This window comes from Actinoplanes sp. HUAS TT8, from assembly GCF_051380535.1.
Taxonomy (GTDB): domain Bacteria; phylum Actinomycetota; class Actinomycetes; order Mycobacteriales; family Micromonosporaceae; genus Actinoplanes.
Map to the genome: position 1 here is coordinate 1,464,339 of NZ_CP195646.1, position 24,933 is coordinate 1,489,271.

The window sequence follows — 24,933 nt, forward strand, 5'->3', positions numbered from 1 at the left end:
GCGGCGGCCAGCGCCGCCGCCTGACCGGCGAACTCCAGAACGTCCAGGAAAGCACTCATGCCACTGACCGTGGCGGGACGTGCGGGTTTCTCGATACGCTCGGGAAACTCGCGGAAACGTCACGGTCGGGGGCCGCCCATGCCGGGAGGACGCCCGCCGCGCGCGGTTTCCCAACCACACCCGGAGCTGGCCGAGATCGCGTCCTGGTTCCGGGACGCCCTGGCCGAGGCCGGCTATCCCAGCGTGCACGCCTTCGTGCAGCGACATTCCTTCGACAAGAACAAGGTGTACGGATTCCTCGGGGGAACCCGATTCCTGACCCTGGAATCCTGCCGGGCCCTGGCCGTCGCGCTGCGCCGTGACCCGGCCGAGGCCGACCGGCTGTGGTGGCGGGCCAAACAGGCGTCGGACCGGCAGGCGGCCGCCGAGCGGGACCGGGTCGGCAACGGGACCCCGGCCTGGGAGACCGTTCCGTGGCCGTCGGCCGCCCTCCAGGACATCCTCGAAGCACAGGCCCAGGCCGTCGAGACGTTGCCGTACCGGCTGCTCGGGGTCGAACCGCCCCCGCTGTCCGCCGTCTACGTCCGCCAGCAGGTGCGCACCCGGACAGCCGAACACGGCACCGACACCCGGCCGGAGAACCCGGACCGGGAACGCGTCGAGAGCGCGGGCGCCGAGAAACCGATCCCGGTCGTCGATGCCCTGGACCGGCACGAACATCTGGTGATCACCGGAGAGCCGGGCGCCGGGAAATCCACCTTCGGGCAGTACCTCGTGCTGCAACTGTCCCGGCTATGGCTGCGCGAATGGAACGGCGACCGGCCGCCCGTCGAGGAACCCGTGGTCCCGCTGCGGATACCGGCGCGGGCGCTGCTCGGAGCCCGGTCCTGGGCGTCCGGGCTGGCCGCGGCCACCCGTACGGCCCTCGGGCTGCGACTCGTGTCCGAACCGGCCGCGTCACTGTTCGAACACCGGATCGCCGGAGTGCGCTGGCTGGTCGTGGTCGACGGACTCGACGAGATCGTGGACCGGGCGGCCCGGACCGAGGTGATCCAGGCGCTCGCCGCCCGCTGCCGGCCCGGCGGCGACTACCGGATCGTGGTGACGACCCGGGAACTGCCCGAGGTGGAGTTCGCGCCGCTGCGCACCCAGCACGTCGGGGCGTACTCGATGGAGCCGTTCGGGCGGGAGGAACTGGGGACGTTCGCGACGCAGTGGTTCACCGCGCAGGGCAAGCCCGACCCGTCGCGCGACGCCGCCCGCTTCCTGCACCAGTCGGCCGACGGGCGGTTGCGGGAACTCGTCCGCAACCCGCTGCTGGCCACGATCGCGGCGATCACCGGGACCCTCGGGCCGGACCGGCCGCTGCCGGCCAGCCGGCTCGACCTCTACGAACGCTTCCTCGAACACCTCCTCGACGGGCGGGACACCGTCGCCGAGCTGCGCCGGGCCCACGCCGGACGGCCCGAACGCCTCCGCTTCGCCGCATGGCTGGTCGCCGAACGGCGCCCCCTGCTGCGCGAACTCGGCGTGGTCCGGCTCGCCGGTGAACAGCCGCTCCTGGACGCCGCGCAGGCCTGGGTCGTGGCCAACCTGCCGCCGAGCACGTCGTGCCCGGGCGGCTGGGAGGCGGATCTGCGCGAGGTGCTCTCCGGGACGGGCCTGCTCTCGTACGAGGGTGACCGGCTCCGCTTCCTGCATCACTCCTTCGCCGAGTACCTGGCCGCGGAGGAACACGCCGAGCGGGTCGGCCCCGAGTTCACCGATCTCGAGGACTGGATCGCCCGGGGACTGAAACCGGCCGAGCGCGAGTTCGTCCTGTTCGTCTTCGCCCGCTGGGCCCGCCGGCCCGGCCACGACCTGTCCCGGATCGTCGAACCGCTCCTGCTCGGCAATCCGCAACGAGCCCTACTGGCCGGCCGCCTGCTGGCCGACCTGCCCATCGCACCGCCACGACTCAAACGACGAGTGATCGATCGGCTGCGTGCGCTCGCGGTCTATCACTCCATCCGATCCGATCTGACCCTGACGGTCGACCAGTTGGCGGCCGACGATCTCGTTGAGACGGAACCGGACCTGGTGATGGAGGTACTCGGGGGATTCACCGACGATCCGGAGGTCGCCGAGCGGCTGACGGCACTGGCCGAGGATCCTCGGACGTACCCGAGTCTGCGGGTCAGCTCGGCTCGGGTGCTCGGCCGGGTGAGTGGACCCGAGGCGGCGCTGGCGCGACTCGAATCCTTGGCCGCCGAGCTGCGCGGCTACTGGCTTCTGCTGGCGGCGCGCGCCGCGCACGAGGTCGCACCGGCCGCACCGCTCGCCCGCCGGCTGTTCGAACAGATCTGCCGGGGGAAGGACGGTTTTTTCCAGGCGGTTCGAGCCGATGCGGCGGCCGAACTGGCTCTGCTGGGCGAGACGACGCTTGCGGGTGCTACGGCGCGCGAGGTCGTGCTCGGCGGCCGGCTCGCGGATGAAGGTCTCCGAACGGCGGTGCAGACGTGGTTCGAGTCCCTCCCGGAGGAAGCCGCGCGCGGGTCCGCCCTGATGGAGCTCCGGGACATCGCGTTGACTCCCGGTCAACGTGCCGGCGTGGCTGAGGGCCTGGTGAATGTCGGATTACGGGAGGAAGCGACGCCTTTCGTGATGGCCGCACTGAGCCGGTTGTCCGATGTGGGCCTTCCGGCGCATTCGATGGTGGCGGCCTGGGCGCGGCCCGGCGACGAGCGGTTGCCCGAGGCCATGGAACTGATCCGTCGATGCCCCCGATCGCGGGCCAGGTCGTTCGCCGCTCTCGGGATGGCCGACGCGGGCTGCCGGGATGGGGCCGTCGAACTCGCCACGGCCATCCTGGCCGATGCGCGATCCGACGGCTACACGCTCGGTTCGGCGGTGGTTGCATGGCTGACGGCCGCTCCGGAACACCTCCCGCAGGTGCTTGATGCTGTCCGGCGCTGGGATCCCCGGCGGGCGGTGTGGTTCTGGGCGGTCGTGTCCGCCCTGGCCGAAACGGGTTTCGCCGACGAGGCGGCTGACGTTGCCCGGACGAGTTTCGAGGCGGCGGTCCCGGACGTGTGGCCCCACGCGGCCGGGCAGATGGTCTCGGCATGGCTGAATGCCGGTGGACGCCGGGCAGCACCGGCGATCATGGCGCAGATCGACGAGATCGGAGGATTCGCCGTCCAGTCCCGGGCGAAGATGGCTGCGGCATTCGCCGAGAACGGCTGCCTGTCCGAGGCCGCATCGCTGCTCGGAGACGTCGTCGGCTGGCCGGGCCTGAGCGTGTGGGAGCTGATTCCCGCGGTCAAGGTGGTGGTCCTGACGCGTGGGGAATCCGGCGCGGACGAGGTGGTCCGGACAGTCACCGAGGGGGAACGGGACACGATCGTGCGGTTGGTGGCGGCCGAACATCTCGCCGCGGCCGGATATCTCGACCGGGCGCATCGAGTCTGGTTGTTCGCCCTGACCTGGCAACCGGCGCCCTACAGCTGTCAGGTGACCGCCGCGGAGCGGCTGGTCTCGACCGGTGGGGCGGAAACGGCGATCGAGGTGCTGGCCGGGCACCCGGATCCGGTGGTGGCGGGACGGCGAAGGTTGCTGTCATAAGATCCGCGACGGCGGGTAGTAGCTGCTGGTGCGGCATGAGCGGGAGATCGCCCTAGGGATCAGGACCACCGAGGCGGCGGGGTTGGCGGTGGGGCTGCTGGTGCCGTTCGGGGGGATTGCGGCGCTGGTGGCCGGGAAGGCGCGCGGGCTCCGGGGGTTGGACACCCACGTCGCGGATCGGCTGCACGAGATGGCGGCCGGTCACCCGGAGCTGGTGGACGCGATGCTGTGGTGGAGTTTCTGGTTGCATCCGAACACCTGGCGGATCGCGGCCGTGGTGCTGGCGATCTGGCTGGCCCGGCGGCGGGAGACGATGCTGGCCTGGTGGGCGGTGGCGACGATGACTGCCGGGGGAGTGCTCGGGGGTGTGCTCAAATTGTTGTTCGGGCGGCACCGGCCGGATTTTCTCGACCCGGTGGCGCGGGCGACCGGGTATTCGTTCCCGTCCGGGCACGCACTGAACGCGGCTCTCGGGGCGGCCGTGTTTCTGCTGGTCCTGCTGCCGCGGACGCGAGGGCGGGTCAAGCGGGCCGGGCTGGTCGCGGCGGCTGTGGGGCTGCCGCTGGTCACCGCGTACGCGCGAATTGCTCTTGGTGTTCATTGGACCAGTGACGTCGTCGCCGGGCTGTTGCTGGGCGTGGCGGTGCCGGCGGTGACCGTCGCGGTGTTCCAGGGACGCCGTGTTGGGGTAGAAAGCGGCGGTGTCCACATTCGTTAAGCCCGCGTTCACGCGGATCATTCTTCCGGTCGCCGGGATCCTGGTGCTGATGATCGGCATCGGGCTGCTGGTGACGCACGTGCTGGAGCACGACTGGCCGTTCAGTGTGGAGGACGGTGTGAACCGGTACTTCGCCGGCCACCGCACCCCGGACGAGACCGGTGTCTCCTGGTGGTTCAGTTTCATCGGGAACACGTCGTCGGTCATCACGGTGACCGCGGTGATGGCGGTCGTGCTGCGGCTGACCCTGCACCGCTGGCGTGAGTCGATCTTCCTGTGCCTCGTGGTGATCGCGCAGGCGCTGGTCTTCTTCTTCACCACCCTGGCCATCGACCGGCAGCGTCCGGACGTGCAGCGGCTCGACGCGTCCCCGCCGACGTCGAGTTTCCCGTCCGGGCACACCTCGGCGTCGTTCGCGCTGTACGTCGGACTGGCCGTGCTGCTCGCGTCGCTGGCCCGGCCGGGCTGGTTGAAGGCGTTGTGCTGGCTGCTGGTGCTCGTCCCGGTCGCGGTCGCGCTGGGGCGGCTCTACCGTGGCATGCACCATCCGAGCGACGTGATCTCGTCGTTCCTGAACGGGACGCTGTGCCTGATCGTGATGGTGCGGGGCGTGCTGTCCCCCCGCGAGCCGTGGAAGATCCGTAGGCTGGGGCCATGGTCCCCTTCGCATTCGTCGGCGAACCCTCGCCTAACGGGTACAGCAACGTCGTGACCATCGACTCGGGCGACCGCCTGGTGTGGACGTCCGGGCAGGTGGGCTCCGGGCCGGACGGCGTGGTGCCGTCCGGCTGGGAGGAACAGACCCGTCAGGTGTTCCGCAATCTCGAATCGGCCCTGGACAGTGCCGGGGCGGCCTGGGCCGACGTGGTGAAGCTGACGTTCTACGTGGTGGACACCGACGAGTTGCCGACGGTCCGGGCGGTGCGGGACGAGTTCGTGAACGTCGCCGCCCCGCCGACCAGCACCCTGATCAGGGTGGCCGGCCTGGTCCGCCCGGAGTTCCTCATCGAGGTGGAAGCGGTCGCCGCGATCTAGTACTGCACCTGCGGGGCGGCGATCCGCTCCCACGCGGTGCGCAGCTCGGCGACCAGCTCGGGGTGCTTGGCGGCCAGGTTGGCCTGCTCGCGCGGGTCGGCGTCCAGGTCGAAGAGCAGGTCCGCCCCGCCGGCCTGCAGATATTTCCACTTGCCGCGGCGCAGGGCGCGGGCTGCGCGGGTGCGCCAGAACAGGTCGCGTTCCGGGGCGTCCGAGCCGCGCAGCAGGTAGCCGGCGAGGCTGGCGCCGTCCAGCGGGTAGTCCGGGTGCGGCTCGGCCCCGCCGATCTCCAGCAGCGTCGCCGTCCAGTCGTGGGTGATCAGCGGTTCGTGACTGACCTGGCCGCCGCGGATCCGGGCCGGCCAGCGCACGATGTTGGGCACCCGGATGCCGCCCTCGTTCAGGCTGGCCTTGTTGCCGGAGAGCGGCCACTGGTAGGAGAAACGTTCGCCACCGTTGTCGCTGGAGAAGATCACCAGGGTGTTCTCCTCCTGGCCGGTCTGGCGGAGCACGGTCAGGACCTGGCCGATCCGGGTGTCCAGATTCTCGACCATTTTCCGGTACGTCTCCAGCGAGCCCCCGTCGGTGTGGAACAGCGCGGACGCGTCGCCGGCCTTCACCCGGGCCGTGATCTCGGCGCTGACCGCCCGGTCGCCGGGCGCCTCCCACGGCCAGTGCGGGCTGGTGAAGTTCAGGTTCAGCAGCCACGGCCGGTCGTGCTTGCGGCGCAGGTACTCCTCGGCGCGGTCGGCGATCGTGTCGGTGTAGTACTCGTCGGAGCTGACCTGGGTCTCGCCCTCGTAGAGGTCCACGCCCAGGCCGGTGATCTTCGAGTAGTAGTCGACCGCCCCGGAGTAGTTGCCGAAGAACTCGTCCCAGCCCGACTTCAGCGGGCCGAACCAGGGCAGGAAGCCGTTGTGCCACTTGCCGAACATCGCCGTGGTGTAGCCGGCCTGGCGCAGCAGCGAACCGAGCGTCGGATGCTCGGGCGGCAGGCCGTTGACCGGGCTGGGCGCGGCGATCGGCTCGGGCAGACCGCCCGGCAGTCGTCCCGGGTAGCGTCCGGTGTAGAGGGCCATCCGGGTGGGCGAGCAGACCGCGCCGGCCGAGTAGGCCTGGGTGAACCGCACACCGGCCCGGGCCAGGCGGTCCAGGTTCGGGGTCCTGATGTCCGGCGAGCCGTAGCTGCTCAGGTCGGCCCAGCCGAGGTCGTCCGCGAAGATGAACAGGATGTTCGGCCGCCGGCCCGGCCGGGTGGCCAGCGTGGCCCGGAACTCCTGCTCGGCGGCGTGCGCCTCGGCCGGCAGGGTGGTCGCGGCGGCGGCGCCGGCGAGCGCCCCGAACACCCCGCGCCGGGTGGTGCCACGGTTCGTCACATCATCTCCTATGGATCCGTCGTCGAGCGCGACATTATCCATAGGGCAGATAGGAGTAAAGGGCTATCCCGCGCCGTGGTCCCGGTCCGCCGGCCACTCACGCATGCCGATTTTTGCTTCGGTACGGCGTCAGCGGGCGATCACCGTGAACGCCGTGCTCGGCGGCGGCGGAGTGGCCCGGTGAACCGGACGGCCGCAGGCGGAGACGGCGAGCAGCAGTACGGCGAGAGCGGTGAGCAGGGTCAGGGGACGTCGTGACATCGGTGCGGCCTTCCGGGGGTGCGAGGCCCTTGACGTCGGCCGGATCGTGGCGAGGCTGAGCGGTTCGCCGGTGCGGTCGTGGTGCGGGACGGGTGCCGGGCACGACAGCATGGGGGCATGACGAAGCTGAGTGGGCGGGAGATCGCCGAGCAGGCGCCGGCCGGGTGGACATATCTGGTCGGTGGGCTGCAGACGCGGCTGCGGACCGGGGACTTCGCGACCGGGCTGGCGCTGGTGAACGCGATCGGGGCGGCCGCCGAGGAGATGGATCATCATCCGGATCTTGATCTGCGGTACGGGTTCGTGGACGTGCGCACGCGCAGTCATGACGTCGGGGCGGTGACCGGGCGGGATCTGCGGCTGGCGCGGACGATCACCGACCTCGCGGCCGAGGCCGGGGTCACGCCGGAGACGGCGGGGGTGGCGCGGATCGAGTTCGGGCTGGACACGCCGGGGGCGGCCGGGATCCGGCCGTTCTGGGCGGCGGTGCTCGGGATGCGGGCCCACGGTGACGACGAGGTGCTGGATCCGGCCGATCAGCTGCCGGCCGTGTGGTTCCAGCGGTCCGGGGACGAGGAGCCGCGGCAGCGCTGGCACCCCGATCTGTGGGTGGATCCGTCGGAGGTCCAGCCCCGGATCGACGCGGCTGTGGCGGCCGGGGGAGTGCTGGTCACCGAGGAGTACGCGCCGCGTTTCTGGGTGCTGGCCGATCCCGAGGGCAACAAGGTCTGCCTGTGCACGTGGCAGGAGCGCGGCTGATCCCGGGCGGGTGAGCGCCCCTCGCGCGGATGGAGGGGGAACCGCTCTTTGCTCTGACCGCGACCACCCGACCACGTCGCCCTTGCGGGCCTCGCGTCCTGGGCGCGCCAGCGCCCTGCGAGGGTCGCAAGGGTCCCCGCGGGAGCGACGGTCTGTACCCCGGCGGACCTGGGCAATGAAGAATGTGATCTTGATCTGGACAGCCGTCAGCCGGCGCCCCTGAGGAAGACGCCGGCTGACGGAGGATCTTGCGGTGAAGCCGGGGCAGGTCGGAGGGCTGCCCCGGCTTCACCTCACCGGATCAGGCCGCGACAGTAGCCTGAGCGATGACCGGAGCCGACCCTCCCGACAGGTGCCGTAGGTATGCCGGCAGGGTGAGGAACTCCGGGCACGTCCGTTCCGTGAGCAGGACCGTGAGCAGCGTGCGGGCCTGACCGAAGAGCAGCGCCGACTCCTCGTCGAGCGCGCCCGTCTCGCTGAGCACGTTCAGCTCCTCGCGGAGCATCCGGGTGACCATGGCCGCCGTGATCGGCACGCCGTAGTCGGTGGGGGTACCCGACGAGATCCACTGCCAGAGCTGGGCCCGGCAGATCTCGGCGGTGGCGGCGTCCTCCATGAGGCCGCCGAGCGCGACGGCGCCACGACCGCCCAGCCAGCTCGCGATGTAGCGGAGCGAGACGCTGACGTTGGTGCGCAGCGCGACCTCGCTCACCGACACCTCGGTGGCCTTGACGTCGAGCAGTTCGGCGGCACCGACCCGCACGTCGTCCCGCTTGCGGACGATCTGGTGGGGCTCGTCGCCGAGCCACTGGTCGAAGACCTCACGGCACGTCTCGACCAGGCCCGGGTGCGCCACCCAGGAACCGTCGAAGCCGTCGCCGACCTCGCGCCGCTTGTCCTGGCGGACCTGGTTGAGGGCGCGCTTGGCGGCGACCGGGTCCCGGCTGGGGACGACCGCGGCCATCCCGCCGATCGCGTGAGCGCCGCGCCGGTGGCAGGTCTTGACCAGCAGCTCGGTGTAGGCCCGCATGAACGGCGCGGTCATCGTGACCTGGGACCGCTCGGGCAGGACCACGTCCGGCCGGTTCTTGATCATGCTGAACAGGTAGTCCCAGCGGCCCGCGTTCAGGCCGGCCGAGTGCTCGCGCAGCTCGTAGAGGATCTCGTCCATCTCGAACGCCGCGTTGATCGTCTCGATCAGGACCGTGGCCCGGATCGTGCCGCGCGGGATGCCGAGCAGTTCCTGGGCGAAGACGAAGACGTCGTTCCAGAGGCGGGCCTCCAGGTGCGACTCCAGCTTCGGCAGGTAGAAGTACGGGCCGGAACCGCGGTCGATCTGCTTCTGCCCGCAGTGAAACAGGTACAGACCGAAGTCGAACAGCGAGGCCGAGACCGCGCGTCCGCCGATCCGCAGGTGGCATTCCGGCAGGTGCCAGCCGCGCGGACGGACCATGACGGTCGGCAGGTTCTCGCCGACCTTGTACTCACGGCCGTCCGGCGCGGTCCAGCCCAGGGTGCCGTCCAGCGCGTCCTTCAGGTTGACCTGGCCGAGGATCACGTTCTCCCAGGTGGGGGACGTGGAGTCCTCGAAGTCGGCCATCCAGACCTTGGCGCCGGAGTTGAGCGCGTTGATGGTCATCTTGCGCTCGGGCGGCCCGGTGATCTCGACGCGCCGGTCCATCAGGTCGGGCCGCGGGGGCGCGACCTGCCAGGTCCGGTCGTCGCGGACGTGCTCGGTGGAGGGCAGGAAGTCCAGGTCGGTGGTGCGGGTGGCCCGGCGGCGCCGGCGGCGCTCCAGCAGCTGCACCCGGCGTGCGCCGAACTCCCGGTCCAGTGCCACCACGAACGCGACAGCTTCGGGGGTCAGGATTTCGGAGTATCGGTCGGCGGTGGTTCCGGTGATGGTGATCTCTTCGGCACCCATGATCAGATCTCCCTGCCCAATCTCTTATGTGGCGCTGCGCTGGATCAGAACTGCTCGGCCTCGGTGCTGCCGGACAGCGCCGTGGTGGAGGAATCGGGGTTCAGGGCGGTGGAGACGGCGTCGAAGTAACCGGTGCCGACCTCGGCCTGGTGCTTGGTCGCGGTGTAGCCGTCGGACTCGGCCGCGAACTCGGCCTCCTGCAGCTTCACGTACGCCGTCATGCCGGACTCGGCGTAGCCCTTGGCCAGCTCGAACATCGAGTGGTTGAGAGCGTGGAAACCGGCCAGGGTGACGAACTGGAACTTGTAGCCCATCGCACCGAGCTCCTTCTGGAAGCGGGCGATGTCGCTGTCGTCCAGGTGCTTCTTCCAGTTGAACGACGGCGAGCAGTTGTAGGAGAGCAGCTTGCCCGGGTGCACCGCGTGCACGGCCTCGGCGAACTTGCGGGCGAAGTCCAGGTCCGGCTTGCCGGTCTCGACCCAGAGCATGTCGGCGTAGTCGGCGTAGGCGACACCGCGGGCGATCGCCGCGTCGTCACCCGGGGTGACCCGGAAGAAGCCCTCGGAGGTGCGCTCACCGGTCAGGAACGGCTGGTCGCGCTCGTCCACGTCGGTGGTCAGCAGGTCGGCCGCCAGGGCGTCGGTGCGGGCGATGACCAGGGTCGGGACGCCGGCCACGTCGGCCGCCAGGCGGGCCGCGTTCAGGGTGCGGATGTGCTGCTGGGTCGGGATGAGAACCTTGCCGCCCAGGTGACCGCACTTCTTCTCGGACGCGAGCTGGTCCTCCCAGTGCACGCCGGCCGCGCCGGCCGCGATCATGGCCTTCATCAGCTCGAACGCGTTGAGCGGGCCACCGAAGCCGGCCTCCGCGTCGGCGACGATCGGGGCGAACCAGTCACGCTCGTACTTGCCGTTCGAGGTGTCGATCTGGTCGGCCCGCAGCAGCGCGTTGTTGATCCGCCGGACCACCGCGGGAACCGAGTTCGCCGGGTAGAGCGACTGGTCCGGGTAGGTGTGCCCGGACAGGTTGGCGTCGGCCGCGACCTGCCAGCCGGACAGGTAGATCGCCTTCAGGCCGGCGCGCACCATCTGGGTCGCCTGGCCACCGGTCAGCGAACCGAGCGCGTTGATGTAGTCCTCGGTGTGCAGCAGCTCCCACAGCTTCGCGGCACCCCGCTCGGCCAGGGTGTGCCGCTCCTGCAGGGTGCCCCGCAGTCGGACGACGTCCTCGGCGGTGTAGGTGCGCTTCACACCCGCCCAACGAGGGTCGCTGGCCCACGCCTGAGTGAGGTCCGCAGCGGTACCGCCCCTGGTTTCGGCAAGCTCAGTCATCAGAAAATCCCTTTCGTGCCCTGTCGCGTTCTTCCGCTTGGAAGAACTTCACTCTCAGGGATCGCACCAGCCCCTCAGAAGGTGTTTGTGACAAGAAGAAACGCAAAAATTCTGTTAACGTGAAACCCGTGACCGCTTCATCTTCGGACTCTGTCGATCTCGTGACCCTTGGGCAGCGTCTGCGGCATTTGCGCCGCACCCGGGGCATGACGCTGGACCAGCTCAGCGAAGCGGTGGGCCGGGCCCCCTCCCAGCTCTCGCTCATCGAGAACGGGAAGCGGGAACCCAAGCTCTCGGTGTTGCAGGCGATCGCCGCCGCCCTCGGCGTGACGATGCAGGACCTCTTGCGGGCCGAGGCGCCGTCCCGGCGGGCCGCCCAGGAGATCGAGTTGACCCATCTGCAGAAGAACGCCGCTTATTCCGCTCTCGGTCTGCCGGTGGTCAAGGGCGGGCGGCGGCTCCCGGCCGACGCCCTGGAGTCGCTGATCGGGCTGCACCGCGAACTCAACCGGGTGCTCACCGAACAGAGCGCCACCCCCGAAGTCGCCCGCCGAGCCAACGCGCAACTGCGGGCCGACATGCGCAAACGCGACAACTACTTCGCCGAGATCGAAGCCGCGGCCAACAAGATCCTGCTTTCCGTACGGCATGCCACCGGCCCGCTCTCGCAGCGCGGCATCCTGGACATCGCGGCCCAGGTCGGGTTCAGCCTGCACTACGTGAACGACCTGCCCACCTCCACCCGGTCGGTCACCGACCTGAAGAACCGCCGAATTTATCTGCCACAGGTGGCCAGCGGTAAGGGACACGACCCGCGCGGCGTCGTCCTGCAGACGCTCGGGCACTTCGTGCTCGGGCACAACGACCCGGCCGACTACGGGGACTTCCTGCGCCAGCGGGTCGAGGTCAACTACTTCGCGGCGGCGCTGCTCATGCCCGAGAAGTTCGCCGTCGACTTCCTGACCGCCGCCAAAGCCGACCGGGCCCTGGCCATCGACGACTTCCGGGACGCGTTCGGGGTGTCCTACGAGACCGCGGCCCACCGGTTCACCAACCTCGCCACCCAGCACTTCGGGATCCCGGTGCACTTCGCGCGGGTGCACGAGAGCGGGATCGTCTACAAGGCGTACGAGAACGACAACGTCCGCTTCCCGTCGGACGTCACCGGGGCGATCGAGGGACAACCGGTGTGCCGCAAGTGGGCGTCGCGGACGGTGTTCGAGGCCGAGGACCCGTACTCGTCGTTCTACCAGTTCACCGACACCGGCGCCGGGACGTACTGGTGCACCGTGCACGTGGAGTCGACCCGGTCCGGGGAGTTCTCGGTGACGGTGGGGACGCCGTACGAGCACGCCCGCTGGTTCCGCGGCGGCGACGTCACCGGACGCACCGTCTCCACCTGCCCCGACCCGGACTGCTGCCGCCGCCCGCCGGCGCAACTGGTCGACGCGTGGGCCGGGAACGCCTGGCCGTCCGCCCGGGTCCACTCCCACCTGCTGGCCGCCCTGCCGCCGGGCACGTTCCCCGGCGTCGACAACCGCGACGTGTACGACTTCCTGGAGCGCCGAGCCTGAGACTTCTCCCAGGATCCTGGCCCGGTTCGTCATCGGCTACTGGCCGACCGCGGCCGGGCTGCGGATCCTCGCGACGGTCCCGGACCCGGCGATGCTCGACCCGTGGCCCGGCTTCACCATCCTGGCCGTGACCACGGCGGCCCTCCTGGTCGCGGCCTTCGCCGCCTTCCAAAGGCGCGATCTCTACTTCGCGGCCGACGGCGAGATCTGGTGGGACCTGGCCGGAAGAACCGAGGTCAACGGGGAGCCGCTGCGGCCGGCCCACCGGTGAGATCGGCGGGGAGCGTTCCGGCGGCCGGGCCGGTCTTCGGGGCGGTCTTCGGGGCGGTCTTCGGGGTGGGGATGAGGTCGGCGGACTGGGCGGCCAGGAGGCGGCCCCAGAGCTGGTAGGCCGGTGGGGCCGGGTGGAAGCCGTCCGGTGCGAACAGGCCCGGGTGGTCCAGCGGCAGGGTGCCGACCGGCAGGTGGTGGACATCCGGGAGGTGGGTGGCGAGGCGGGCCAGGCGGTGGTCCAGGCGGCGGGCGTGGGCGCCCAGGATCTGCCGGACCGGGGTGGGGATGGCCGGGAAACGCCCGACCGGCGGGAGGCCGGCCAGCAGGATCGGGACCGGGTGGCCGAGGTGGGCACGGACCGCGGCGATCAGGGTGGCGACGGCGCGCTGGTAGGTGGGTGGCCACCGCAGGCGGGTGGTGTCGTTGACGCCGACGACGAGCAGGACCACCTCGGGCGTTTCCAGGGCGCTGACCAGGTCGAGCGCGGTGCCGGCGGTGGCGCCGCCGCGGGCGCTGACCCGCCAGGAGACACGGCGGCCGAGGAGGGCGGCCAGGGCGGTGGCGAACTGGCCGGCCAGGGCGGAGGCGTGGTCGGGGGCGCCGAAACCGGCGGCCGACGAGTCACCGAGGACGGCCAGCCGCAGCGGCGGGCCCTCGGCGTGGACCTCGCCGGAGGTGGGACCGGGAGCGGCCGTGAGCTTCATGACGCCTCCATAACAGTTGTTATGAATAACACCCGTTATGGTAGGCGCGTGACGAACCGGAGTCGAGACCCACGGGCTGAGCTTGTCGAGGCCGGCGCGCGAGTGCTGGCCGAGCAGGGCCCGGGTGCGCTGTCGGCGCGCTCGCTGGCCAGAGCGGCCGGGACGTCCACGATGGGGGTGTACACGCATTTCGGCGGCATGCCGGCGGTCGTCCGCGCGATCATTCAGGAGGGCTTCGGGCGGTTGGCCGACGAGCTGGCCACCGTGGGGCGCACCGACGACCCGGTCGCCGACAGCGTCGCGTTGTCGCTGGCCTACCGGCGGGCGGCGCACCGGAATCCGCACCTGTACCGGGTCATGTTCGGGGCGACCGAGCCTGCCGACCGGCAGATCGGGCTCTACACGCTGCGCGTGGCGCGGGATCTCGTGCCGCGGTGCGTGGCCGCCGGGCGGTATCGGGAGACCGATCCGTGGGTGCTGACCCGGCAGGGCTGGTGCCTGATCCACGGCCTGGTCAGTCTGGAACTGGCCGGCTTCTACGACGACCTGCCGGCCGCCGACGCCGAGTTCCGGCGTTACTTCGAGAACTTCGCGATCGGCGCCGGCGACACCCCCGACCGGGCCCGCGCCTCGGTCGCGGCCGCCTTCGGCGCGAGCAGCCGGTAGCGCGGGTCGAGCCCCGCCGGCGGTGCCACCACCGAGAATTGCAGGCGGTGGCCCCGTAGTCTCGCTGGGTGAGCGACAGCGATGACTACGTGCGGCTGCGGGAAACTTTCGACGAGGACGCTGAACGGTATGACCGTGCCCGGCCCCGGTATCCGGCGCAGACGTTCGATGATCTCGCTGCGGCCGGCGCCGCGCCCGGGGCGAGGGTGTTGGAGATCGGCTGTGGCACCGGGCAGGCGACCGTGTCGCTGGCGGAACGGGGCTACCGGATCGTGGCCGTCGAGTTGGGCGCGGACCTGGCCGCTGTGGCGCGGCGAAATCTCGCCGGATTCGACTCGGTGGAGGTCGCGACGGCGGCGTTCGAGGAGTGGCCCTTGCCGGAGGAGCCGTTCGACGTGGTCTTCTCCGCGACGGCGTTTCATTGGATCGATCCGGCCGTGCGGGTGTCGAAGTCTGCTGACGCCCTGCGTCTCGGTGGTCTGCTGGCCACCGTGGGAACCCGTCACATCGCCGGTGGCTCCTGGACCGAGGCGTTCTTCGTCGAGATTCAGAAGCTTTACGAGCGCTTCGATCCGTCGACCCCGCCGGGCCTGCGACTTGAGGGTGCTCGGGACATTCCGGAGGACGATCGGGAACTGACCTCGTCGGGGCGGTTCGGGCCGGCGAGCTTCTACCGGTACGAGTGGGAGTTGTCGTACTCGACAGCGGACTACCTGGATCTGCTGTTGACCTACTCCGGCCACCGTGCGTTGCCGGACGCGCAGCAGAGCGCCTTGCTGAGCTCCATCGCCCGGCTCATCGACGTCGACTGCGGTGGCCGGGTCGTCAAGCGCTACCTGACTGAGCTGCGGCTCGCCCGGCGCGTCCGGTGAGCGCCCCGGGCGGGGGACGCCGGCCTCGACGCACAGCGCCGGGATGCGGCGGCGGATCCCCTCGGCGCGGCTGACGACCGTACGGGAAAAGTGGTTTTTGCTGGGTTTTGGGGATTGCCCTAAAGAATCCTTAACAGTGTTTACTGTTAAGACGATTTCATTTACGTTGGTGAACACGTCGTCCCCTCGTTCTCAGCAAGGAGTCCCTGATGAGACGTCGTTTCACCCTGCCCGCGCTGACCGTCGCGGCGGTCCTCGGATCGCTCTTCGTGGCGGCCAGCCCGGCATTCGCGCACGGCTACATCTCGTCCCCGCCCAGCCGTCAGGCCAACTGCGCCAGCGGCGCGGTCGCGAACTGCGGCGACATCGTCTACGAACCGCAGAGCGTCGAAGCCCCGAAGGGGTCCACGCAGTGCAACGGTGGCGGCAGCCGTTTCACTGTGCTCAACGACAACAGCAAGAGCTGGCCGGCGGCCACCGTCGGTCAATCGGTCACCTTCAACTGGGTGATCACCGCGCGGCACTCGACCGCCACCTGGGAATACTTCATCGGGAACACGCTGCTGGCGTCGTTCAACGACGGTGGGGCGCAGCCGGGGGCGACCAAGTCGCACACCGTGAGCATGAAAGGGTTCGCCGGGCGGCAGACCGTGCTCGCGCGGTGGAACATCGCGGACACGGTGAACGCGTTCTACTCGTGCGTGGACCTGAACATCACCGGCGGGTCGACGACCTCGCCGACCCCCACACCGACGGTGACCACGTCGCCGACGCCGTCACCGACCGTGACAACGCCGCCTCCGACGTCCGGGAGCACCACCTGGGCGGCCGGGGTGACCTACAAGGTCGGGGACGTCGTGACCTACGCCGGGAAGTCGTACAAGTGCCGGCAGCCGCACACCGCGCTCAACGGGTGGGAGCCGCCCAACGTGCCCGCTCTGTGGACGGCGCTGTAACAGATGTTTCCTCTGGGAAATCCGGGCGGTCCGGTTCGCCGGGCCGCTTCGGCCTTCGTGCTTTCCGCGCTGCTCGTGGTCGGTTGTTCTGCCTGCTCCTCGGGTGCTGCTTCGTCAGGCACTGTTTCTTCGGGCGACAAATCGGAAATGTCGGTTTCGGCGACCGCGGCGGTCAACGACGTGGACATCATGTTCCTGCAGATGGGGCTGACTCAGATCGCCGAAGGAGAACGGCTGGCCACGCTCGCCGGGGAACGCGCCGGAGGCGCCGAGATCCGCGAGATCGCCGGCGAACTCCGGGATCAGTGGAAGGACGAGAGCGGCACCATGCAGCGGTGGCTGCTGGCCTGGGCCGCCCCGGTCACCGCGGATCCGTCGGCCGGGGCGCACGAGGGCCACGGCGAACTGCACGCGCTGCGTGACTCGGACTTCGCCGAGCTCGAGGCCGCTCAGGGCGCCGACTTCGACCGTACGGTGGTGAGTCTGCTGCTGGGCAACCTGCACAACGGCATGGAGACCTTGCGGATGGAGTCCGCGTCCGGCGCCTACCCGCCGGCGAAGAGTCTGGCCGCGAAGATGGTCGAGACCCGGCAGGCCCAGATCCAGCGGTTGCTGAGGCTGGCCGCCTGACCGGCCCTCGTGCCCGGCCGCCGCGGATCGTGTGCGGGCGGCGCCGAGACGGGCCCACCGGTGCGGCGCCGGTTCGATAGGGTCGCGGGATGGCTGAGCTGATCGTGCCTACGACGCGACTCCGGGAGAGCTGGCTGGAGTCGCGTGAGGAGTGGGGAAAGGGCGTTCACCAGGACGGGGCCGGGCTGCGACCCGGGCTCGAACTGGACACGCAGGAGGGTTTCGCCGCCTGGGTGGACGGGCTGATCGCGGCCGAGGACCGGTCACTGCCGGCGCCCGAGGGCTGGGTGCACTGCACGTTCCGGTGGATCGTCGAGGACGATCGGTACCTGGGCGCGATCGCGCTGCGGCACGAGCTCAACGATTTCCTGCTGCGGGCCGGCGGCCACATCGGCTACGGCGTGCGACCCTCGGCCCGGCGTCGCGGGCTGGCGTCGTTCGCGCTCGGGGAGATGCTGAAGGAGGCCCGCGGGCTGGGGCTCGACCGGGTGCTGATCACCTGCAACGTGGACAACGAGGCGTCCGCCCGCACGATCGAGGGCGGCGGCGGGGTCCTCGAGGACATCCGGGACACCGAGATCGGCAAGCTCAAGCGTTACTGGACAACCCTTTAAAAGCCGATTCGGACGTACGGGTCAACGCCCGGTCAACGGGTTCGGGGGCAGGTCGGCCACCGCCTCCTGCAGCGTGCGGACGAGGGCCGTGGCCAGCGCCGACGGGCGACGCCGCGGGGTGACCACCCCGACGTAGCGGCACGGCCCCGGCGGCCGCATCGGCACCGCGACCAGCCCGGCCGGATCCGTGGTCAGCGCCACCTCGGGGATCGAGCTGATGCCGACACCGGCCCGGACCAGCGACTGCGCGAACTGGTAATCGGTCCCGCGGCAGGCGGCCCGCAGCTCGACCCCGGCCAGCGCCGCGTAATGCTCCATCATGTCGCTCTGGCCGACGCAGCCGTGCACCCAGCGTTCCCCGCCCAGCTCGCCGATCCCCAGCGAGGACGACCCGGCGAGTGGGTGATCGGCGGGCATCACGATGTACATCGGATCCTCGCGGATCGGCGTCCACACCAGACCGGAACGGTCACCCTCGGTGATCGGCGGCGGGCCGGTGAAGTGATACGCCAGCGCCAGCTCGGCCGCGCCCGAACGCACCAGCGGCAGGCTCTCCTCCGGCTCGCTCTCGATCACGGTCAGCTCGACACCCGGGTAGGCGACGGTGAACCGGGTCAGCGCGGCCGGCAGCAGCCGCTGGCCGCCACTGGTGAACGTGGCCACGGTCAGCCTCTCGGTGCGCGCGGTGGCCAGCCGGTCGATCTCGCGCTGGGCGGTGAGCAGCTCGGCACTGATCGCCTCGGCGGCGTCGATCAGGACCAGGCCGGCCTCGGTCAGCTCGACCCCGCGGGTGCTGCGCCGGACCACGGGCGTGCCCAGGCTCCGCTCCAGGGCGCTGATCTGCTGGCTGACCGCGGACGGGGTGAGACGCAGCTCGGCGGCGGCCCGGTTGAAGCTCCCGTGCCGGGCGACCTGGGAGAGCACCTGCAAACGCCGTGAGTCGATCATTAGATTCCCTTACTACGTCTTCACCAAGTCAGCACTACCGCTAACTACCGTACGCGGGAATTCTGGTGGTTGTGAATCGTCGTGCCTGGCTTCTCTTCGTCCTGGTGTCCGTGCTCTGGGGCATCCCGTACTTCCTGATCAAGATCGCCATCGACGACCTCTCGCCGCTGTTCGTGGTCGCCGGCCGGCTCGCCATCGGCGCGGCCGTCCTGCTGCCGGTCGCCGCGATCCGCGGCACGCTCACCGCCCTGCGGGGCCGGATCGGGGTGGTCATCGGGCTGGCCATGGTGCACATGGTCGGGCCGTTCCTGCTGATCACGTACGGCGAGGCGCACATCAGCTCGTCGCTCACCGGCATCCTGATCGCGATCGAACCGGTGGTCATCGCGCTGCTGATGTCCGGTTCCGAGCCGATCACCGGCATCCGCACGGCCGGCCTGATCACCGGCTTCCTCGGCGTGGTCGTACTGGTCGGGCTGGACGTCTCCGGCGACCACTGGGGGCTGATCGGCGCCGGGATGGTGCTGCTGGCCGCGCTCAGCTACGCCTTCGCGACCAAGCTCGTCCAGGACCGCCTCTCCGACGTGCCGCCGGACGCGCTGACCGCGGCCACGACCAGTGTCAGCACCCTCGTGCTGGTCCCGTTCGCCCTGTTCCGGCTCCCGTCGTCGCCGTCCACGGTCGGCGCCGACTCGTGGCTCGCGCTCGCCGGCCTCGGCCTGCTCTGCACCGCCCTGGCGATGCTGGCCTTCTACCGGCTGATCGCCCTGGCCGGCTCCAACCGCGCCGGCCTGGTCACCTACGTCAACCCGGTGGTGGCCGCGCTCCTGGGAGTGGCCCTGCTGCACGAGCCCCTCGGCGTCGCCACGGTCGCGGGCTTCCTCCTGATCGTCGCCGGTTGCTGGCTCTCCACCCGCCCCACCCGCAAACCCGCCCCCACCCTGGTCAACGCCGCCTGACACGCCCCCCGGCCGGCCCTGAGGGGTGGCTCGCCCGCTCCGGCACACCCCGGAGAGCCGACCGGCCTCCGCGAGCCCCGCGTCACCCCGGCCCCGCGGCGCGACCCGGGCTTTCGGCTGGTCCTCACGGCTGTCTCCGGGCCCCGGAGACAGCCGTGAGGACCAGCCGGGGGCGTGACGCGCGGCTGGGTCGGGCGAGGGCCGGGGCCTTGCGTGGGGTTGGGGTGGGTGCGGGGTTGGATGGTTGCGTGGGTGGGTGGGTTTGTTGCTCTGAGCGCAACCAGAAGATCACGTCGCCCTTGCGGGCCTCGCGTTCTGGCCGCGCCAGCGGCCTGCGAGGGTCGGAAGGGTCCCCGCGGGAGCGGCGGTCCGGACCCCGGCGGACGTAGGCAATGAAGAATTTGATCTTCAAGGTTTTGCGGCACAACGGTCTGCCCGCGCAGGTTCGCGGGTGAGGGGTTGTGGGGGAGAGCGACGAGCGGGCGCGGGTCAGCTGATCAGGCGGTTTTCCCAGGCCCAGGCGGCGACCTCGACGCGGTTGCGGAGGTTGATCTTGGATTGGACGCTGCCCAGGTGGGTCTTGACCGTGCCGACCGAGATGAAGAGTTCGGTGGCGATCTCGGCGTTGGTGCGGCCGCGGGCGATCAGGCGGACGACCTCGAGTTCGCGGGGGGAGAGGCCGCCGTCGTCGCCGCGAGGGGCCGGCTGGGAGAGGTGTTCGAGGAGGCGGACGGTGATGGACGGGCTGATCAGGGCGTCGCCGGAGTAGGCGGCGCGGACCGCTTCGATCAGCAGGGCCGGGCCCGAGTCCTTGAGCAGGAAGCCGGCCGCGCCGTTGCGCAGCGCCTGGTGGACGTATTCGTCGAGGTCGAACGTGGTGACCACGACGACGCGGATCGGGTCGGCGACGCCGGGGCCGGCGAGCAGGCGCAGCGCCTGGAGGCCGTCCATCTTCGGCATGCGGATGTCGAGCAGGGCGACGTCCGGGCGCAGGCGGCGCGCGGCCTCGACGGCTTCGACGCCGTCGGCCGCCTCGCCGACGACCTCCATGTCCGGCTGGGCGCCGATGATCATGCCGAAGCCGGTGCGGACCATGGCCTGATCGTCCGCGACGAGGACACGTATCACGGTGGGTGACTCCTAGGAGAGTGGGAAGACCGCGTCGACGACCCAGCCGCCGTCGACGCCCGGCCCGGACGAGATCCGGCCGCCGGCGGCGCGGACCCGCTCGGTGAGGCCGACCAGACCGTACCCCGGCCGGTCCAGCGACGGGCGCGGTGCCGGACCGTCGTTGGCGACCCGGATGAGCAGCTGATCCTTGGCCCGGCGGACCCAGACGTCGACGGCCGTGGCCTGCGGGGCGTGCTGGCGGACGTTGGTCAGCGCCTCCATCACCACCCGGAACGCCGACGTCGACACCTCGACCGGCAGCCCGTACGGGTCGCCCTCCAGGTGCAGCCGGGCCGGCGGCCCACCGGCGGCGGTGAACTGCTCGGCCAGCGGGAACAGCTCGGGCACGCCGGAGACCGGGGCGAGCGGGGCGTCCGGGCTCGACTCGGGGTCGCGCAGCACACCGACCATGCGGCGCATCGACGCCATCGTCTCCGAACCGGCCTGTTCGATCTGTTCCAGGGCGAGCAGCACCCGCTTCGGGTCCTGCTCGGCGATGAACCGGGCGCCCTGCGCCTGCACGACGATCCCGGTCACGTGGTGGGCGATGAAGTCGTGCAGGTCGCGGGCGAACTCGGCGCGCTGCTCGTGCCGGACCGAGTCGAGGGCACGCTGCCGGTTGGCCGCCATGATCCGCAGGGTGACGCCGAGCCCGATCGCGGCCGCCGCGGCCAGGGCCTGGATCAGGCAGAACGTGCCGTAGATGGTGCTGTGGCCGGCCCGCAACGGCATCACGCTGGCCGCTGCGCCGAGCGCCACCAGCGCCAGCACCGCCCAGTCGGGCCGGGCCGTACGGGCGACCACGGCCAGCAGGATCAGCAGGGCGGCCGACTCGGCGATGCCCCACAGGCCCCCGTACGGGTCGACGACCGCCAGCATCGCGGTGACCAGCAGCGACACCCCGGCGACGGCGGTGGCGACGAGCGGCAGCACGGTCGAGCCGAGCCGGTAGTGCGGGATCCAGACCGCGGCGACGGCGACGGCCAGCGCCACCTGCACGGCGAACAGGGGGCTGGAAGTCATACCGGCGGACACGTCGATCATGCCGAGCAGGGCCATCGCGCCCAGCCCGGCGACCTGCAGGACCCCCACGAGAATGCGGTTCATCGTCACCCAGCGTAGGTGCCCGGGGACCGATCTCCATCGGCCGAAAGTTAGAGGACGCGGAACCTGAACCCTGCCTGTGAGCCGATGTGCCGGCCATTGCCGATCGCACAGGATTCTGGCGTCCGATTCGCAGCTTCCTTGGAGCTTTCCATGCAGACGCAGTCCCCGCCGTCCCCCGGCCACGACGCCCTCGCGGCGGTCGCGGCCGTCGACCTGGTGAAGGTGTACGGCTCCGGCGACACCGCGGTACGCGCTCTCGACGGCGTCACGGTCGGCTTCGAGCGCGGCCGGTTCACCGCGATCATGGGCCCGTCCGGGTCCGGCAAGTCCACCCTGATGCACTGCCTGGCCGGCCTGGACACGGCCACCGGTGGCCAGGTGCTGCTCGGCGGCAGCGACCTGACCAAGCAGTCCGACAAGGTCCTGACCAAGGTACGCCGGGAGCGGATCGGCTTCGTCTTCCAGTCGTTCAACCTGCTGCCGCAGCTGACCGCGCTGCGCAACATCACCCTGCCGCTGGACCTGGGCGGCAAGAAGCCCGACGCCGAACTGCTGGACCGGCTGGTCACCACCCTCGGGCTGGCCGGCCGGCTCGGGCACCTGCCCAGCGAGCTCTCCGGTGGCCAGCAGCAGCGGGTCGCGCTGGCCCGGGCGCTGGTCTCCCGGCCCGAGGTGCTCTTCGCCGACGAGCCGACCGGCAACCTGGACTCCCGTTCCGGCGCCGAGGTGCTCGGCCTGCTGCGCGACTCGGCCCGCAACCTCGGGCAGACGATCGTGATGGTCACCCACGACGCGGGCGCGGCCGCCTACGCCGACCGGGTCGTGCTGCTGGCCGACGGCCGGCTCGCCGGGGAGATCCACAACCCGGACATCGCGTCGGTCACCGACGCACTTCAGTCACTGGCGGCGGCCCGATGAACACCGTTCTGCGTACGCAGCTGGCCGGGGTCGCCCGTCGCCCGTCGCGCCTGCTCCTCACCGGCCTGGCCGTGCTCGTCGCGTCGTTCGTGGTCTTCGCGACCGTGCTGGCCCAGCAGATCACCGAGCGCAGCGTCCTGGCCGGGCTCAGCGGCACCCCGGAGGCGGCCGACCTGGTCATCCGCAACGGGGCCATCGACGACAAGCAGCTGGCCGCGATCAACGCGATCCCCGGGGTGTCGCGCACCGCGGCCCGGCTCGGGATCGGCTCGCAGATGGGCGGGCAGTACCTGAACGTCACCTCCGACCCCGGAAGCGGGCCGCTCGCGCTGGTCAGCGTCACCGAGGGCCGCTATCCGGCCGCGAACGGGGAGATCGCGGTGACCCCGCGTACCGTCCAGCTGCTCGGGCTGAGCGTGGGCTCGACCGCGACCATTGACCCCGGCACCGGGAAGAAGGTGGCGCTCAAGGTGGTCGGCGTGGTCACACCGCCGGAGGACTTCGGGTACGACGCGTACGCCCCGGCCGCCGGCGTGCTCGCGCTGAGCACCGACCCGTACATCCAGCAGGTCGACGTCGACGTGGACGCCGGCACCGACGCCGGTCCGGTCCGCGATCGGATCACCGCGGTGTTCGCCGCCAACAAGGCGGACGAGCGGCCGGAGGTGGCCACGGGGGCCGACGTCCGGCTCGACGAGGCCCGCCGGGCCGCCACCCAGATCGACCAGCTGTTCGCCGTCGTCGGCATGTTCGTCGCGATCGCCGTCGCCGCGGCCGGGCTGATCGCCGCCAGCACCTTCCGGATCGTGTTCGCCCAGCGCATGCGGCAGCTCGCGCTGCTCCGCGCGGTCGGCGCCGGGCGGGGCGCGACGTTCCGGGCGCTGGCCGCCGAGGGTGCGCTGACCGGGCTGGTCACCGGCGTGACCGGGGTCCTGGCCGCGCTCGGGGTGGGTCATCTCGTACCGGCGGTGGCGCGGGCCTTCGGGTTCACGAGTGTGCTGAGCCCGGGCGTGCCGGTGCTGCCGGCGGTCGGCACGGTGCTGCTGGCCGTGGTGATCTCGGTGGTCGCGGTGCTCGCCCCGGCCGTCTCGGCCTCCCGCGTCGCACCCCTGGAAGCGCTGCGGACCGCGGCCGGCACCGGCGCGCGGACCGGGATCGGCGCGCTGCGCTGGATCGCCGGGCTGCTGCCGCTGGCCGCGGCGCTGGCCCTGGCCGGGTACGTGTTCGTCAACCTGCCCACCCCGAACGAGGAGAACTACGACGCCCAGACGATGCTGCTGGCCGTGGTCGCCTCCGGCGCGCTCGCCTTCGTGGCGCTGATCGCGCTCGGCCCGGTGCTGGTCCGGCCGGTGCTCGTGGTGGCCGGCTGGCCGCTGCGCCGGCTCGGCCCGGTCGGCCGGCTCGCGGTCGGCGGTGTCGGTGGCAGCGCGCGCCGGGCCGCCGCGGTGTCGGTGGTCGTCGCGCTCGGCGTCACCCTGGTCGCCGGGGTGCTGGTCGGCGGCGCGTCGATCCGGGCACTGGGCAACCGGGAACTGGCCGCGTCGGCCCCGGCCGACTTCGAGATGACCGGCAGCGAGGGCACGGTCCTGCCGGACGAGTTCATCGACCGGGCCAAGGGCAGCAAGGAACTGACCCGGGTGACGCCGTACCGGCGGCTCGGCACCGCCAAGGTCGGGCAGTTCGAGCAGGTGGCGATCACCGACCTGGACGTGAGCGCGCTGCCCCGGCTGCGTGACCTGGACGTGCGGTCCGGTTCGGTGGACGACCTGCGCCCGGGCGGCGCGGTCCTCGCCCGCTACCTGGCCGAGATGGGCAACCTCGGGGTCGGCGACAGCGTCGAGGTGCAGAACGGGAAGAAGTCGGTGAGCCTGACCGTGGTCGCGGTGCTCGGCGACGACGCCCCGCTGCACGCCGGGCTGCTGGTGAAGCCGGCCGACCTGACCGCCATGGGGGCGGGCGCGGGCTGGTCCGGGATGCTGGCCGACGCGTCGGCCGACGGGGCGAGCGCGCGGACCGAGGCGCTGCGGGCGATGCGCGCGATCAGCGGCGGCAACGGCGACTTCACCGTGAACGTGCTGGCCGACCAGCGCGACGAGCTCAACTCGGAACTGGCCGTCGTGCTGGCCATCGCGCTCGGCCTGATCGGGCTGACCGTGCTGATCGCCGTGGTCGGGGTCGGCGCCACCACCGCGCTGTCGGTGGTCGAGCGGGTCCGCGAGTCCGGTCTGCTGCGGGCGATCGGGATGTCCCGGGGCGGGCTGCGCGCCATGCTCACCTCCGAGTCGGCCCTGTACGGCGTGATCGGCGCGATCCTCGGCCTGGCCCTCGGCGTTCCCTACGCCTGGCTGGCTCTGCAGGCGATCGGCGTCAATGCCCCGCTGTCGGTCCCGGTGTGGCAGCTGGCCGGTGCGTTCCTGGTCCTGGTGGCGCTGACCGCCCTGGCCGGAGTGCTCCCGGCGCGGCGGGCGGCCAAGGTCAGTCCGGTTATCGCCCTGGGTACCGAATAGCGACATCGGTACGGTACCGTCACCGCCG

Annotated in this window: 23 protein-coding genes; 15 read left to right on the plus strand and 8 right to left on the minus strand. The window is 71.1% G+C overall.

Going from position 1 to position 24,933, the window contains the following annotated elements; translation table 11 throughout:
- Positions 1-138: 138 nt before the first annotated feature.
- Genes ACSHV8_RS06495 through ACSHV8_RS06510 form a run of 4 tightly spaced genes read left to right on the plus strand, consistent with a single transcriptional unit; the run spans position 139 to position 5,356 of the window.
- The gene (locus ACSHV8_RS06495) at positions 139-3,603 is read left to right on the plus strand and encodes an NACHT domain-containing protein (protein WP_436530358.1); all 3,465 of its coding nucleotides are present in this window, start codon (positions 139-141) and stop codon (positions 3,601-3,603) included.
- A 28-nt stretch (positions 3,604-3,631) separates the two neighbouring features.
- Positions 3,632-4,321, plus strand: coding sequence for a phosphatase PAP2 family protein (locus ACSHV8_RS06500; RefSeq protein WP_436530360.1), 690 nt, complete (start codon positions 3,632-3,634; stop codon positions 4,319-4,321).
- On the plus strand, positions 4,305-5,033 hold the full coding sequence (locus ACSHV8_RS06505) for a phosphatase PAP2 family protein (RefSeq protein ID WP_436530362.1): 729 nt from the start codon (positions 4,305-4,307) through the stop codon (positions 5,031-5,033). The genes ACSHV8_RS06500 and ACSHV8_RS06505 overlap by 17 nt, the downstream gene beginning before the upstream one ends.
- A complete protein-coding gene (locus ACSHV8_RS06510; RefSeq protein WP_436530364.1) occupies positions 5,030-5,356 on the plus strand; it encodes a RidA family protein in 327 nt (108 codons plus the stop codon). Before ACSHV8_RS06505 ends, ACSHV8_RS06510 begins: the two co-directional genes overlap by 4 nt.
- Here the strand turns inward: ACSHV8_RS06510 and ACSHV8_RS06515 are convergent.
- Together ACSHV8_RS06515 and ACSHV8_RS06520 are read right to left on the minus strand one after the other, a co-directional pair.
- Positions 5,353-6,732 carry a sulfatase-like hydrolase/transferase gene (locus ACSHV8_RS06515; protein ID WP_436530366.1) on the minus strand — a complete coding sequence of 460 codons (1,380 nt, stop codon included), beginning with the start codon at positions 6,730-6,732 and terminating at the stop codon, positions 5,353-5,355. The genes ACSHV8_RS06510 and ACSHV8_RS06515 overlap by 4 nt on opposite strands.
- Before the next feature lie 129 nt (positions 6,733-6,861).
- A complete protein-coding gene (locus tag ACSHV8_RS06520; protein WP_436530368.1) occupies positions 6,862-6,993 on the minus strand; it encodes a hypothetical protein in 132 nt (43 codons plus the stop codon).
- 117 nt (positions 6,994-7,110) lie between these two features.
- On the opposite strand from ACSHV8_RS06520, the gene ACSHV8_RS06525 reads away from it, so the two are divergent.
- A complete protein-coding gene (locus ACSHV8_RS06525) occupies positions 7,111-7,752 on the plus strand; it encodes a 4a-hydroxytetrahydrobiopterin dehydratase (protein ID WP_436530369.1) in 642 nt (213 codons plus the stop codon).
- A 301-nt stretch (positions 7,753-8,053) separates the two neighbouring features.
- Here the strand turns inward: ACSHV8_RS06525 and aceB are convergent, their stop codons facing one another.
- Positions 8,054-9,676: a malate synthase A gene (gene aceB, locus ACSHV8_RS06530; RefSeq protein WP_436530371.1), complete on the minus strand. Its 1,623-nt coding sequence runs from the start codon at positions 9,674-9,676 to the stop codon at positions 8,054-8,056.
- A gap of 44 nt (positions 9,677-9,720) precedes the next feature.
- A complete protein-coding gene (gene aceA / locus ACSHV8_RS06535) occupies positions 9,721-11,007 on the minus strand; it encodes an isocitrate lyase (RefSeq protein ID WP_436530373.1) in 1,287 nt (428 codons plus the stop codon).
- Positions 11,008-11,135: 128 nt separating this feature from the next.
- Between aceA and ACSHV8_RS06540 the strand changes: the two genes are divergently transcribed.
- Together ACSHV8_RS06540 and ACSHV8_RS06545 are read left to right on the plus strand one after the other, a co-directional pair.
- On the plus strand, positions 11,136-12,581 hold the full coding sequence (locus ACSHV8_RS06540) for a helix-turn-helix domain-containing protein (RefSeq protein WP_436530375.1): 1,446 nt from the start codon (positions 11,136-11,138) through the stop codon (positions 12,579-12,581).
- A 91-nt stretch (positions 12,582-12,672) separates the two neighbouring features.
- On the plus strand, positions 12,673-12,852 hold the full coding sequence (locus ACSHV8_RS06545) for a hypothetical protein (RefSeq protein WP_436530377.1): 180 nt from the start codon (positions 12,673-12,675) through the stop codon (positions 12,850-12,852).
- Here ACSHV8_RS06545 and ACSHV8_RS06550 read toward each other — a convergent pair.
- The gene (locus ACSHV8_RS06550) at positions 12,818-13,558 is read right to left on the minus strand and encodes an SGNH/GDSL hydrolase family protein (RefSeq protein WP_436530379.1); all 741 of its coding nucleotides are present in this window, start codon (positions 13,556-13,558) and stop codon (positions 12,818-12,820) included. The genes ACSHV8_RS06545 and ACSHV8_RS06550 overlap by 35 nt on opposite strands.
- A 48-nt stretch (positions 13,559-13,606) precedes the next feature.
- On the opposite strand from ACSHV8_RS06550, the gene ACSHV8_RS06555 reads away from it, so the two are divergent.
- The 5 genes from ACSHV8_RS06555 to ACSHV8_RS06575 all read left to right on the plus strand — a co-directional run bounded on the left by ACSHV8_RS06555 (position 13,607) and on the right by ACSHV8_RS06575 (position 17,296).
- On the plus strand, positions 13,607-14,224 hold the full coding sequence (locus ACSHV8_RS06555; protein WP_436530381.1) for a TetR/AcrR family transcriptional regulator: 618 nt from the start codon (positions 13,607-13,609) through the stop codon (positions 14,222-14,224).
- Between the two features lie 68 nt (positions 14,225-14,292).
- Complete coding sequence (locus ACSHV8_RS06560) at positions 14,293-15,096, plus strand: class I SAM-dependent methyltransferase (protein ID WP_436530383.1); 804 nt, start codon at positions 14,293-14,295, stop codon at positions 15,094-15,096.
- Positions 15,097-15,305: 209 nt separating this feature from the next.
- A complete protein-coding gene (locus ACSHV8_RS06565; RefSeq protein WP_436530385.1) occupies positions 15,306-16,052 on the plus strand; it encodes a lytic polysaccharide monooxygenase in 747 nt (248 codons plus the stop codon).
- Between the two features lie 147 nt (positions 16,053-16,199).
- On the plus strand, positions 16,200-16,682 hold the full coding sequence (locus tag ACSHV8_RS06570; protein ID WP_436530387.1) for a DUF305 domain-containing protein: 483 nt from the start codon (positions 16,200-16,202) through the stop codon (positions 16,680-16,682).
- An 89-nt stretch (positions 16,683-16,771) separates the two neighbouring features.
- Positions 16,772-17,296 (plus strand): GNAT family N-acetyltransferase, encoded by a 525-nt coding sequence (locus ACSHV8_RS06575; RefSeq protein WP_436530389.1) that lies wholly within the window; start codon positions 16,772-16,774, stop codon positions 17,294-17,296.
- A 21-nt stretch (positions 17,297-17,317) separates the two neighbouring features.
- Here the strand turns inward: ACSHV8_RS06575 and ACSHV8_RS06580 are convergent, their stop codons facing one another.
- Positions 17,318-18,244, minus strand: a complete 927-nt coding sequence (locus ACSHV8_RS06580) for a LysR family transcriptional regulator (protein WP_436530391.1) — start codon at positions 18,242-18,244, stop codon at positions 17,318-17,320.
- 71 nt (positions 18,245-18,315) lie between these two features.
- Here ACSHV8_RS06580 and ACSHV8_RS06585 point away from each other — a divergent pair, with 71 nt between their 5' ends.
- Positions 18,316-19,203 (plus strand): DMT family transporter, encoded by an 888-nt coding sequence (locus ACSHV8_RS06585; RefSeq protein ID WP_436530393.1) that lies wholly within the window; start codon positions 18,316-18,318, stop codon positions 19,201-19,203.
- 489 nt (positions 19,204-19,692) lie between these two features.
- Here the strand turns inward: ACSHV8_RS06585 and ACSHV8_RS06590 are convergent, their stop codons facing one another.
- Positions 19,693-20,331: a response regulator gene (locus ACSHV8_RS06590; protein WP_436530395.1), complete on the minus strand. Its 639-nt coding sequence runs from the start codon at positions 20,329-20,331 to the stop codon at positions 19,693-19,695.
- A 12-nt stretch (positions 20,332-20,343) separates the two neighbouring features.
- Positions 20,344-21,480, minus strand: a complete 1,137-nt coding sequence (locus ACSHV8_RS06595) for a sensor histidine kinase (RefSeq protein ID WP_436530397.1) — start codon at positions 21,478-21,480, stop codon at positions 20,344-20,346.
- A gap of 150 nt (positions 21,481-21,630) precedes the next feature.
- On the opposite strand from ACSHV8_RS06595, the gene ACSHV8_RS06600 reads away from it, so the two are divergent.
- Positions 21,631-22,398 (plus strand): ABC transporter ATP-binding protein, encoded by a 768-nt coding sequence (locus ACSHV8_RS06600; RefSeq protein ID WP_436530398.1) that lies wholly within the window; start codon positions 21,631-21,633, stop codon positions 22,396-22,398.
- A complete protein-coding gene (locus tag ACSHV8_RS06605; RefSeq protein ID WP_436530400.1) occupies positions 22,395-24,905 on the plus strand; it encodes an FtsX-like permease family protein in 2,511 nt (836 codons plus the stop codon). Before ACSHV8_RS06600 ends, ACSHV8_RS06605 begins: the two co-directional genes overlap by 4 nt.
- Positions 24,906-24,933: the final 28 nt, after the last annotated feature.